At 60.3% G+C, this 12,562-nt stretch carries 7 protein-coding genes; 2 read left to right on the top strand and 5 right to left on the bottom strand.

The window, feature by feature from the left end; all coding sequences use genetic code 11:
* Positions 1-151: 151 nt before the first annotated feature.
* The 5 genes from LBK75_01150 to LBK75_01130 form a co-directional block, all read right to left on the bottom strand.
* A complete protein-coding gene (locus LBK75_01150; GenBank protein ID MDR1156904.1) occupies positions 152-6,361 on the bottom strand; it encodes a discoidin domain-containing protein in 6,210 nt (2,069 codons plus the stop codon).
* A 644-nt stretch (positions 6,362-7,005) separates the two neighbouring features.
* Positions 7,006-7,179, bottom strand: a complete 174-nt coding sequence (locus tag LBK75_01145; GenBank protein MDR1156903.1) for a FeoB-associated Cys-rich membrane protein — start codon at positions 7,177-7,179, stop codon at positions 7,006-7,008.
* 74 nt (positions 7,180-7,253) lie between these two features.
* On the bottom strand, positions 7,254-9,437 hold the full coding sequence (feoB, locus tag LBK75_01140) for a ferrous iron transport protein B (GenBank protein ID MDR1156902.1): 2,184 nt from the start codon (positions 9,435-9,437) through the stop codon (positions 7,254-7,256).
* A gap of 84 nt (positions 9,438-9,521) precedes the next feature.
* On the bottom strand, positions 9,522-9,743 hold the full coding sequence (locus tag LBK75_01135) for a ferrous iron transport protein A (protein ID MDR1156901.1): 222 nt from the start codon (positions 9,741-9,743) through the stop codon (positions 9,522-9,524).
* Positions 9,744-9,759: 16 nt separating this feature from the next.
* The gene (locus LBK75_01130) at positions 9,760-9,972 is read right to left on the bottom strand and encodes a ferrous iron transport protein A (protein ID MDR1156900.1); all 213 of its coding nucleotides are present in this window, start codon (positions 9,970-9,972) and stop codon (positions 9,760-9,762) included.
* Between the two features lie 226 nt (positions 9,973-10,198).
* On the opposite strand from LBK75_01130, the gene LBK75_01125 reads away from it, so the two are divergent.
* Both LBK75_01125 and LBK75_01120 read left to right on the top strand, forming a co-directional pair.
* Positions 10,199-10,474 carry a metal-sensing transcriptional repressor gene (locus LBK75_01125; GenBank protein MDR1156899.1) on the top strand — a complete coding sequence of 92 codons (276 nt, stop codon included), beginning with the start codon at positions 10,199-10,201 and terminating at the stop codon, positions 10,472-10,474.
* A gap of 199 nt (positions 10,475-10,673) precedes the next feature.
* Complete coding sequence (locus LBK75_01120) at positions 10,674-12,524, top strand: cation-translocating P-type ATPase (protein MDR1156898.1); 1,851 nt, start codon at positions 10,674-10,676, stop codon at positions 12,522-12,524.
* Positions 12,525-12,562 lie beyond the last annotated feature (38 nt).

The following is a 12,562-nucleotide window of genomic DNA, read 5'->3' as shown; positions in this document are numbered from 1 at the left end:
CAACAAGTGTTTTTTTTTTGCCGTCTGTATGTGGGTGCGCATTTTTTTTGGTCCGCCGCCCCCGCGCCCCCCCCCCCGCCCGCTTCTCTTCTTGGCGTCATTTGGTTCATATGACCGCGCCCACCGCTTACGCGGTACGACCCTCGCCGGCCTATCCCGCCAGCGTGTACGCGTCGCAGAGAGGTTCGTAGGAGTCCGATGTAAATGCGAATACCTTCAGCGTATCGCCGAGCGCCAAGGGCGCGTCCAGCGTGTATGCTGTTGCATACGTTCCGGCGCCGGTTATCTCGACGTCGGACCACTTCAGCGCGGCCAGCCGGCCGTCTTCACCATAAACAGCGACGACGAGGCGCGCCGATTCGAACGCCGGGCTGTCGTCTCCGACGGAGAAGGAAGCGGAGACGGACGTCCCGTCTACCGTTACGCCATGGATGGCGCAATCAGACAGCACGTACTCGAAGTCGCCTCGGTATTGCAGGGCGACGCTGCCAAGATCCGCCTCGTCCCCGGCGATGGGCAGCAGTGTATAGCTATAGGATATGTTGCCCGCCTGTAACGTGTACTGCGAAAGCGTGGCGGGCCCGCACGACGCGCCGCCCGTACCCCGCGAGCCGTAACTGACGCCCAGGATCGTATCGCTGACGGGGTTTATCTGGTAGATGTGGCGCTGGCTTCCCAGCATACGCCAGGTATAGTGCAGTGCGTTGGCCTCAAAGAGCTTTTCGCCCGTCGCGGTAACAAGCAGCCCCGCGCCAGCGTCGTCGGTCACGGCCATCCAGCGGGTGTCCTCGTGGGTGCCCGTGTCCTGCGGATCGATGTAATTCCAGAGATTGTCCGTGACCGTGGTCCGATAGCGCCCGACAAAAGCGCCGGTCTGCCTGTCGTTGAGATTCTCGCGCGGACCGCGCGTCAGCCATTCGACGTTCTCGAACGCCGCCGGCATACGCAGGTCGGCCCCGAAACGCAGGAGCTGGCTCGTGTCGGATGTGCGCAGCGCCGTGTCAATTCTGATTGCGCCGTTGAAATATACGGTATACGTCATGTTGAGGTAGGTGGATGCGTTGACAGCGGTCAGGTTGTAAGACACGCTGACGGTCTGCACCCATCCGTCATTGGATCCGGTCACAGTCAGCGACTGCAGCGCGGGCAGATTCTGGTCGACATTGGTCCAGTTGTTGCTGGACACGTTGTCGTTGTTCATCGTCGCGCGCCAGAACTGCGGGACAGGGCCCTGGGTCAGGAGCGTCCGGCCGCCCGCCGAATAATCAGTGATAAAACCCGTGGCTTTGTCAAACGTGACGCTGAAATCATCGCCCGAGACAGTGAGGCTGTCTCCGTTTGCGACAGAGAGCGCGGCGGGCGCGGCGTCGAGCCTCAGCGCGGCGATCTTGCCCGTGTCGACAGGGACTTTGAACTGTTCTTCCGCCATGACGTGCCGTGCATCCGCCTGCTCAGGCGATGCATCCGCCCATATGGGCGCGTCTTTACGGACGGCCTGGATCGTCAGGTGGTATTCCGCCCCCGCTTTCGGCGCTTCGGGCAGGCTCTCAAGATATGGAATCTCCATCGCGACGGTCGGGATGTCCCGTATGGTACCCATCTGTTTGTAAACGGGCATATCGGGAACGTTTTCAACCGTGCCGGAGGCTATGACGGCGCCGTCCTCGGTCAGCCGCCACACGTAATCGTAGACATTGGCGTTCAGCCCCATCATTTCATTGCGGACGTTTACGACGCCGCCGCGGAGGTCGCTGTCGCCGGCCGTGAAGTTGATCTCCTGATAGACCTTCTTCACTTCCTGCATCTCCGGCTCCGGTTCGCGGGTGGCCGTGATGATGCCATTGGCACAGAAGCTGTTGTCGGTGTTGCCCTCGCCCCAGTCGCCGCCGTAGCCGAGGTACATGCCGTTTTTGAAAATATCGTTCATGTAGGCGCTGGCGGGGACTTCCTGTAAGTCGCCCTTGGTGTAGTCGGCCCAGAGGATCACGCTCGCGTCGTCGGCCGGGCACGGGTCGCTCGGCCGGCGGCTGTCCGCGCCGGCGGTGATCTCGTCCTGCGTGAGCACACGCGTGAACACCCTGGCCCCCGCGATATACGAAACCGAATCGCGGGAACCGCCGCTCTGCGCGTCGCGCCCGACGCCGAACGGGTAGCTGTTGGTCGATATGCCGGCGGTCGCGTCGATCGTCTTGGCGGCGATTTCGCGGCCGTCGTAATGCAATCTCAGCGTCGAACCGTCGAAGGTGCCGACAATATGATGCATGACACCGTTGTTGAAGTCAGTCGGCACAGGGGCCGAAGCCGAAAGCCACCCGCCGGCGTTGTACACATAGAACTCAAACACCGTCTGGTTGTTGATGGTCCCGGTCTTGATGGCAACTTGGGTGTCGCCCTTGGCGACGAGGACTTTGTTCGTCAAAATGTCCTGCGGTCTGGCCCAAAGCTCGATGGAAAACGGCTGACGGCCCGAAATCTTATTGTTGAAGACCGGGTCGTTGTACAGCACGCCCGCGCCGGGCTTGAGCACCCTGCCGTACTCTTCGTCCACATAAAACAGGTTACTGGTGACGTTCGTCGTCGTTTGACCGTTGATACGAATCGGACCGGACTCGGGCAGATTGTAACTCGCGGGGACCAACGTCCAGACGGCCTGGTCCACGTAATCCCAGATGCAGCCGCCCTGCGACAGCGCGTACCCGCGGTAACTGTCCCAGTATTCCTTCAGATTGCCGACCGAGTTGCCCATCGCGTGGGCGTATTCGCACTGGATATAGGGCAGGCGGACACCGGCCGTGTTGCCCGCGTTGGTGCCCACACCGGCGTACATCGTCGAGTAGACGTCCACACGGCTTTCGGCATTGGCCGCCGTACCGTAGTTGTTGCCCGACGCGTAGTTGCGCATGCCCTCGTTGTGCCACGGTTTGCCCGGGTCTATCTTGCGGACCTCCGCCACAACGTCGTTCCAGCGCGGGTGCGAACCCGTCTCATTGCCGACCGAATACATCACGACGGACGGGTAGTTCTTCAAGCGGTGGACATTGTTGGCGTTGCGCGCGATGATGGCGTCGGTGAACCTGTCGTTCGTAAACACCGAGTTCCCGGCGGTCGCGCTCGTACCGGCGTTGTTGCCGTCGTCGCCGCCGTGCCGCTCGACGTTGGCCTCGGCGATGACCATGATGCCATATTTGTCGGCCAGCCAGTACAGATACGAGTCATTTGGATAGTGAGCCGTGCGAATGGTGTTGATGTTGTTCCGCTTCATGATTTTGAGGTCGGCCTCGTACTCCGTCGGGCTGACGTAGTGCCCGCCGTAGGGCGACGTGTCGTGCCTGTTGACGCCCCTGAACATGATCTTCACACCGTTCAGCCTGACGATATCAGATGTGACACCGTCGGCCTGGCGGAAGGTGATCTGCCTAAACCCCAGTTCCTGACTGAGATATTCGAGGGGCTTCATCGTCTCTTTGTCGTAAAGCGTGACGACAAGCGTATAGAGATACGGATCTTCAGGGAACCACTTGTGCGGGTTCTCGACGAGGACCGAGCCGGAGACGGAGACCTCCCCCTGCGCGCTGACGGCGCCCACGTCAAATTTCAGCGACGTCCGCGCCAGAATGTCCTGCCCATAGGGATCGATGACCTTCGCGGCCACGGCCAGACTGCCTGTCGCCGCGCCCGAATAGTTTTTGACCGTCGTCTTGAGCGTCAGCGTGGCGTCCGTGTAGGAACTGTCGAACGTCGTATCGACTTTGTAGTCGCGGATATGCGCCGGCGGCGACGCCATGAGGAATACGTCGCGGAAGATCCCGCCCAGGCGGATGAAGTCCTGATCTTCCATCCAACTGCCGTCCGACCACCGGAAAACCTTCACGGCAAGCAGATTGGGGCTGCCATCGGCGTTCAGGAGATCGGTGACGTCGAACTCGCCCGGCGTGTGGCTGTCCTCGTGATAACCCACCTCAACGCCGTTGATATACACGTAGTAGGCCGACTCAACGCCCTGGAACGAGAGAAACACCTTGTAGCCGTCTTCGATCCACGCGGGGTCGACGCTGAAATACCGGCGGTAGAAGCCCACGGGGTTGTAGTTGTTGGGATTGCCGGCGCTCCCGCCGTTCGGGGCCAGCGGTATGTTGCTGTGGTTGTTGGGCCAGATCTGATAAGACGTCCCGCGGAAGGTGACGCCGGTCGGCATGTTGGTATTTGTGTAGAAAGGCGCGTCGTAGCCAAACGTCGGGTCGTAATAACCGGCATAGGGCTTGCCGTCGGCGCCGACGCCCTGCGTCTGCCAACTGCCCGGCACGGCGATCCTGTTCCACTTGGACGCGTCATAATCCGTCTTGTAAAAGTCAACGATCGGGTGGCCGAGGTTCAGCGGATCCTGCACAACCGGTTTGGCGATCACATTGTCCGCCGCCGAGAAGTTCGGCGTGAGCGATGGCACGACGCTGAACGTCCAGTTGGACTGTTCCGGGTCAAGATCGGTCGGGGTGGTGAGCGCCTGATAGAACACAGACCCCGTCTTGTCATACGCGCGCGAGCCTGCCACGGCGGCTTCCTCAGACTGATACGGTATCAGGTCGGCGTGAGCCGGCTCACGGTTCACATCAAACACCTTGCTGTTTTCAATCGAACCCGACGTTTTGCCTGTCCACTCGAGGTTCGTAAACGATTCGCGGGCCCTCGCCGGGAGCGTGGCCTTGTTCCACCCGATACTGCCTGTGATCTCGGGGAAGGCGGAGATGATCCTGTTGTTGAAGGCCTCGATCGCCCACGAAAGTGTGAGGTATTCGTCGTGGATGGCAAGCTTTGTCCCGTCCTGCGCCACGCCCCGCGCCTGCGCGACGGCGCCGGCCAGCGCGTCACGCGTCTCCTGGGTCACGTCGCCCTCCGCGCCGCCGACCGCATGCGCGCCGAGCGCCGCCTCCGCGGCGTCGATCAGCGTCAATAGCTCCTCTTTGCTGTGGCCGTAGAAGCTGTCGTAGAATTGCGCGGCCGCCGTGTCGATGTCGGCGACAGACTGGACGGCGCCTGCGTCCGTCACGGCGGCGACGATCCGGTTGATCGCGAATTCCGCTGTGATCTGCGCCGAAAGCGGATACGTACCTTTTGTGATCCCCTTGGTCTCGGCGCTCAACTGGGCGAGTATGTCAGCCGCGTAAAGAGACACGCGCTCCGCGATCGTCCGGGCGGGTTTTAAGATGCCGAAATCGGCGCAGTTGGCGAAATTGCCGTTGAAGCTGCCGTTGTCGTTGGCCACCGTCACCACGAGCCGCACATAGTTGGCCAGGACGGTTTCCGGGAACGCGATTGTGGTCTTGTCTCTGCTGGATACCCGGGTGAAGTCGACGACTTTGGTAAAATCGTCCTCGGCGCCGGTCGTCGAAACCGCGATGTAACCGGCGGTGGCGCTGCCGTTCTCCCAGCCGCTGCCGCTGTCGTTGCGCGGGAGATAAGTGACGCCCTTTACCGGAAGCGTGTCAGAGAGCGTGACCGTGAGGGTATGCGGGGCGCGGCCGGCGGGAGACGACCAGCGCGAGTGCCAGTAGGTGGTCGTACTGTCGTCAATGGCGTTCGCCGGCTGCGTACCGCTGCCCTCATAGGAACTGGCCGCCGCCGAGGTTCTGACGCTGCCTGGGTACGGGATTGGCCTATCCAGGTAGCCGCTCAAATCCACCGGCTCGACAATGTTGAAAGCAAAGACGCGCTCAAAGGCCGCGTCTCCACGAACCGCGCTAGCTTTGAGACTCGCCGCGCCTGTCCCCAGGATGCGGCCGTCGTCGGCTATGTAAGAGGGCACCAGCGACTGCCACGAAACCGCCGTGCCCGCGACAGCCGCCGGAAGCGCGAGATCGGCTGAAACGTTTACTGGGATATGCAGGCTGTAGAACGCACTCGCGAAGGCCGCGTCCTCCGACTGTACGACGCCGATCCGGTAAACGGTGGAAACTCCGAGGCTCGTCACCGTGAGCTCGTGAAGGCCCTCGCTGAGGGCGGGGCTCTCGTAGCACAGTTGGTTGGCCTGACGGCTGGCCGCGTACTGGCTTGTGGCGACGGACTCGCCGCCGTCTATCGACACGGCTATGCTGCCGTGGCTCGGCGCCACCGTACCATAAATCAGCGCCTGTTTGCCATAGAACTTGAACGTGTAGCTGGCGCCCTCGTAATCCGTCCAAGCATCCGCGGCAGTCGAAGCCGTCGTCCAACTTCCGGTGAAATTGAACTGATGCAGGCCGTCTCCCATGGCGGTATACGTGAAATAGGCCGTCGTGTCAGCCGCGAAAACGACAGTTGGGCCGGTAGGCCCAAGCACCATGACCACCGCCAAAAGGATCGCCAGCGCCTTGAATCTGTACCTCACCTTTACATTCTCCCCTTTCAGTCCCTCATAAGATTGCGAAACTTCATAGACACATACGCACATACATACTGTGATTATTGTAACATAATTCCTTGGTTTTGTCAACAAAAATTGTAAATTTTTGAAAAACTTCTGTCTTCTTTCCCCCTTTGTGAAACGGCACGCAAAAGGCCCGGTCAGCAGTCCGCTGCGAACGCGGCGGACAGTACGCCCGAGACGAAACCGCTTGCACGAACGGTCCCGCAGGCGGCCGCATTCTCTGCACACAAAGCGGCCGACCACTTCCAGACATACCCAACCAACCCGCACAAACCCACTGAGCACAGCCCTTTCGGCGGTTTCCGCATGGCCTATCATGCTATACCTTTTGGGAATTGCCGTTTCCGACAATTTAGCTTGTGCGTTTCGGTCGAAACGTACAAAAAATGTTGTATCGAGCCCTTGACTTTGCGAATTACATGCAATACAATAAAAGTGTTAGCCTTTGAAATACACGTTTGAAAAGGTATACCTTTTCAAAGCTATCAAAAAGCGTCGTTTTCCTGTACAAAAACGACGCTTTTGCTTTTTACATAATCAGCCCGATCTGCTCATAAACGGTTAGGTGTCAAAAATTTCGGCCGCCTCTTGACGGCTTGAACACTTTACGAGGTGGGATCCTTGGTACGACAGACGGGATCTCCACAGCCGCAGTCGCAGCCGACGCACTTTCCCTTTCGCTTGTCTCGGATCAACTTCGCGACAATCGCCGCGAGGATGCCCAACACAACAAGCCCCACTAAAATTGTACCGAGGTTCTCCGCCAGTACTGTGAGCATGCATGTCCCTCCCATACGGCGTCCGCCTTTTGGGCGCAGGCGGACAAAGAATGGATTTACAACACAACCAATCGCTACGCCTGCGCGCCAAGTGCACCCCAGCGTGACAAGTTCTTCTTGGGGGCGGGGCGCAGCAGCAAGAACAGGAAACCCGCCAACAGCAGCAGCGCCGCCACCGTCCCGACGCCGAAACTGCGCGCCGAAAACAGCAGCCCGAACTGGTAGACACACAGGGATACGATGTAAGCCAAACCGCACTGATAGCCGATGGCGACCCAGAACCATTTTAGGTTGTTCATCTCCCGTTTGATCGCGCCCATCGCCGCGAAACAGGGCGCGCACAGCAGGTTGAACACGAGGAAAGAATAGGCGGCCAGGGTGGTAAAGCTGGCGGCCAGCGCGCCCCAAACCTCCGCACCGTCCTCCGCCACCTCGGCAAAGCCGTACAGGATGCCGAAAGTGCCCACCACATTTTCCTTCGCGATGAGACCGGTGATGGCGGCGACGGCCGCCTTCCACTCCCCCCAGCCCAGGGGCGCAAAGAGCCACGCAATGCCGGAGCCCATATGGGCGAGAACGCTGTCGGACATATCCACCATGCCGAAGGCACCGTCCGTCCAGCCGAAGCTGGAGGTGAACCAGACAAACACGGTGGCCAACAAGATGATGGTCCCCGCCTTTTTGATAAACGACCAACCGCGCTCCCACATACTGCGCAGGATGTTGCCCACCGTGGGCCAGTGGTAGGCGGGCAGTTCCATGACAAAGGGCGAGACATCGCCCGCAAACAGTTTTGTTTTCTTCAAAATCACACCGGAGCAGATGATAGCCGCCATCCCGATGAAGTAAGCGCTGTACGCCACCCACCACGCGCCGCCGAAGACCGCGCCCGCGATCAGTGCGATGATGGGCAGCTTGGCGCTGCAGGGGATGAAGGTGGTGGTCATGACCGTCATCCGTCGGTCGCGCTCGCTTTCAATCGTCCGGGAGGCCATGATGCCGGGTACGCCGCAGCCCGTGCCGATGAGGATCGGAATAAAGGATTTCCCCGACAGCCCAAAGCGGCGGAAGATTCTGTCCATAATGAACGCGATGCGCGCCATATACCCGCAAGCTTCGAGGAAGGCGAGAAAGATGAACAGGATGAGCATCTGCGGCACAAAGCCGAGCACCGCGCCCACGCCCGCGACAATGCCGTCTAAAATCAGCCCCTGCAGCCATTCGGCGCAGTGGATCGCCTCAAGGAAATCCCCCAGCAGCACGGGCACGCCCGGCACCCACACCTCCGTGCCAAACAGGTTCCACCCCTCGCCGAACACGCCGTCGTTGGCCCAGTCGGTGACCAGGGTGCCCACCGAGGTGACCGAGACAAAATACACGACAAACATGACCGCCGCAAAGATCGGCAGCGCCAGCCAGCGGTTGGTCACCACCCGGTCGATCTTGTCGGAGATGCTGAGCCGCCCCTTGTTCTTGACCTTGATACAGTCCTTAATGATGGAGTCGATATACGCGTAACGCTCCGAGGTGATGATGCTCTCGCTGTCGTCGTCCAACTCCGCCTCGCAGGCCTCGACGTCGCCCTCGATGTGCGTGAGCTGCTCCTTGGTGAACCCCAGTTTGGCGACGATTTTTTCGTCCCGCTCAAAGAGCTTGATGGCGTACCAGCGCTGCTGCTCCTCCGGCAGGCTATGCAGCACGGCCTCCTCTATGTGCGCCAGCGCGTGCTCCACGCTGCCGGAAAAACTGTGCCGAGGGACGGTCTTGACGCGGCCCGCCGCGTTCACGGCCGCCTGCGCAGCTTCCATGACGCCGGTCCCCTTCAGCGCCGAGATCTCCATGACCTGGCATCCGAGCTCCTCCGCCAACTGTTTGGTGTGGAGCGTGTCGCCGCTCTTTGTGACTACATCCATCATGTTGACCGCCACCACCACTGGGATGCCCAATTCGGTGAGCTGCGTAGTCAGAAAGAGGTTGCGTTCTAGGTTGGTGCCGTCGATGATGTTCAAGATGGCGTCCGGGCGCTCATCGATCAGATAATTGCGGGCCACCACCTCCTCCAATGTATACGGAGAGAGTGAATAGATACCGGGCAGATCTGTGATGATCACATCTTTATGGTTTTTCAGCCTGCCTTCTTTCTTCTCCACCGTGACACCGGGCCAGTTGCCCACAAATTGATTGGCGCCCGTCAGCGCGTTAAACAACGTCGTTTTGCCGCTGTTTGGATTGCCGGCCAAAGCGATTTTGACTGCCATTGTCATTCTTCCTCCTTGCAAGCGGACACACTGCTTGTCCATAAAATACCGAGATGCTCCGCTCCTCTACTGGTTAGATCCCCTTCATTCCACTTCTATCAACTCGGCATCCGCCTTACGCAGGGAGAGTTCGTAACCCCTGACCGTCACCTCAATCGGGTCCCCCAACGGGGCCACTTTGCGGACATAGACGTCCACACCCTTTGTGATTCCCATCTCCATGACGCGCCGTTTGACGGGGCCGGCGCCTCCGACCTTGGCCACCCGCACGCTGCGGCCTGGTTTGGTCTCCCTCAGTGTTTGCATGTCACGTTCCCCCTTATCAGACCATGATCTTGCTGGCCATTTCACGACTGATGGCCACGCGTGACTCTTTGATGTTGACAATCACATTGCCGCTGATCTCCGTAATCACCTTGATTTGGCTGCCCGGCACAAAGCCGAGATTTTCAAGAAATTTCCTGGTCTCCGTCCTCCCGCCTACCCTTTTAATTGCGTTTTCCTCCCCGATCTTTGTCAGTGTCAAAGGCATCATATTCTGTCTTCCCATCCCGTCTGAAGTTAGCATTAAATAACTATGCCGGTAAACAAACAGACAATTAGTATCTGCTAACTGCCCTCTTCTATATAATACTCAAATTTTCGCATTTTGTCAAGGGTTTGCGCGGCGTTTTTCAAAATTCCTATGACGGCGCATTGACACGGCAGCGGCGGAGATGATATGATGTATATACCCCTATATGTATGAAGGAGGCGCTGGCATGCGACAGTGCATGGATGCCGACAATCTGCACCGACGACTGGGGAAAATTATGGGACAGATAAAGGCAATTGATAAGACGGTCGACGAGGATGTCCCCTGTGAGGACATCCTGATTCAGATCCACGCGGCCAAGGCCGCGCTGCACAAGGTTGGGCAGGCCATTCTGGAAGGGCATCTGCACCACTGTGTCCGGGAAGGCATTGAGCACGGCGACGCGGACAGGACCATCGCGGACTTTGCCAAGGCCGTGGAACACTTTGCGCGCATGACGTAGACGTGGATGACGTGCACGTCGTGCACGTCATCCACGTCAAGTGCTGAGTTATGAGTGCTGAGTGGAACTTGCGCGTGAGCACGCCCGCGCGCGGCGCGATGAGAAGCGCCCTATTGACAGCATTATACCCTATAGGGTATAATGCTGTTTGTGGTATATGTATACCCCTATTGGTATTGTGGAAGGCGGGTATGGCACAATGGCTTTTTGGAAAGACGGCGAAAAACGAACGCTGCTCTGTCTCGTTCTCTCCCTGCCGGCGCTGGTCGTCAGTTTCTTACATATTATTCCATTTTCGATCGACGCCGCGTGGGTGGCCGTACTTCTTTGCGGTCTCCCGATCGTCTGGAGCGCATCGGTGGGGCTCGTGACTCGGGGGGATGTGAAGGCCGACGTTCTCGTCTCTCTGGCGCTAGCCGCCTCCATCGTCATCGGCGAAATCTTTGCCGCCGGGGAGGTGGCGTTCATCATGCTCCTCGGCTCGTATCTTGAGGACCGGACCGTGGCCAAGGCACGGGCCGGTCTCGAAAAATTGGTGCGCCTGACCCCCGTCACGGCGCGTGTCGTGCGCCGCGACGGAGAACACATTGTGCCGGCGGCCGAGGTAAAGGTCGGCGATACGCTCCGGGTGCTGGCTGGCGAGACCGTCGCGGTGGACGGCGTGATCACCTGGGGGCAGACCTCCGTCGACCAGTCCGTGATGACCGGCGAATCTCTTCCGGTTGACAAGAGCACGGGCGATGCGGTACAGAGCGGAACCGTGAATCAGTTCGGCACATTTGACATGACGGCACAGAAGGTGGGCGAGGACAGCTCTCTGCAGCGGATGATCCGCCTTGTGGCTTCGGCGGACGCGGGGAGGGCGCGCATCGTCGGCCTGGCCGACCGGTGGGCGACATGGATCGTCGCCGCGGCGCTGATCGCCGCCGCCGTCGTCTGGCCCGTGACCGGCGAGGCCATCCGAGCCGTCACGATTCTTGTCGTGTTTTGTCCCTGCGCCCTGGTGCTGGCAACACCGACCGCCATCATGGCCGGCATTGGCCACGCGACCAGACGCGGGATTCTCATCAGCCAAGGCGACGCGCTGGAGCGTCTGGCCGGGGTCAAGCGGATCGCGTTTGACAAGACCGGCACACTGACATACGGAAAACCCGCCGTCATCCGGGTGCGAAGCTGTCGCCCGGATCTGGATGAAATCGCCCTGCTGTCTCTCACGGCCAGTGCGGAGCTTCGCTCCGAACACCCGCTGGGGAAGGCCGTCGTCGCCCATTGGCGACGGGTGTGTGACCGCGCCCCCATCGAACCGGATTTCTTTCGCTTGATCCCCGGGCGCGGCGTCACAGCCGAGATCCGAGGACAGACCGTGTACGCGGGAGGCGAGAACTGGCTGGCGGAGCGGGGGCTCACCCTGCCGGCGCCGTTTGTCCGGGAGACCGAGCGGGCCAAGGCGGACGGCGCCACCGTGATCTATGTCACGGCGGAGCGCGAGACGCTGGGTTTTCTTGTCCTGTCCGACACGCTCCGGCCGGACGCCGCCGACACTGTCGGAGCCCTCCGGGCCGCGGGCGCCGACGTCGTCCTGCTGACGGGCGACGCGCCGCAGGCGGCCGCCCACATCGCCGGCCTGGCCGGCATCGCAGAGGTGCGGGCCGACTGCCTGCCGGAGGACAAACTGACCGTCATCCGGCAGTACCAAACGCGGGGCGAACCTGTCTGTATGGTGGGCGACGGCGTCAACGACGCCCCCGCGTTGAAGGCCGCGCACGTCGGCATCGCGATGGGCGGCGTGGGCAGCGATATCGCCCTCGAAGCCGCCGACATCGCCCTTGTGAGGGACGACATCAAAGAGATCCCGGAGCTGCTGCGGCTCTCCAAACGGGTCATGCGGACCATTTACGTCAATTTGGCCCTGGCCATGCTCTTAAACTTTACCGCCGTCGCCCTGGCCGCCGCCGGACTCCTGAACCCCGTCACAGGCGCGCTGGTGCACAACGCAGGCTCCGTCGCAGTGGTCATCCACTCCTCTCTGCTGCTGACGCGGCGGCGTTGACGGCCGCCGCGTCAGCGCATGGCGCGCTCTCAAAAACG

The sequence above is a fragment of the Oscillospiraceae bacterium genome, from assembly GCA_031265355.1.
GTDB lineage: Bacteria > Bacillota > Clostridia > Oscillospirales > UBA929 > JAIRTA01.
Note: the sequence above shows the minus strand (reverse complement) of the source record. Positions and strands in the feature narration are given on the sequence as shown.

What these genes read in the sequence shown, in the direction of transcription:
- LBK75_01145 (MDR1156903.1), bottom strand. Translation starts at nt 7,179, where the DNA reads ATGCTCACAGTACTGGCGGAGAACCTCGGTACAATTTTAGTGGGGCTT.
- feoB (MDR1156902.1), bottom strand. Translation starts at nt 9,437, where the DNA reads ATGGCAGTCAAAATCGCTTTGGCCGGCAATCCAAACAGCGGCAAAACG.
- LBK75_01135 (MDR1156901.1), bottom strand. Translation starts at nt 9,743, where the DNA reads ATGCAAACACTGAGGGAGACCAAACCAGGCCGCAGCGTGCGGGTGGCC.
- LBK75_01130 (MDR1156900.1), bottom strand. Translation starts at nt 9,972, where the DNA reads ATGATGCCTTTGACACTGACAAAGATCGGGGAGGAAAACGCAATTAAA.
- LBK75_01125 (MDR1156899.1), top strand. Translation starts at nt 10,199, where the DNA reads ATGCGACAGTGCATGGATGCCGACAATCTGCACCGACGACTGGGGAAA.
- LBK75_01120 (MDR1156898.1), top strand. Translation starts at nt 10,674, where the DNA reads ATGGCTTTTTGGAAAGACGGCGAAAAACGAACGCTGCTCTGTCTCGTT.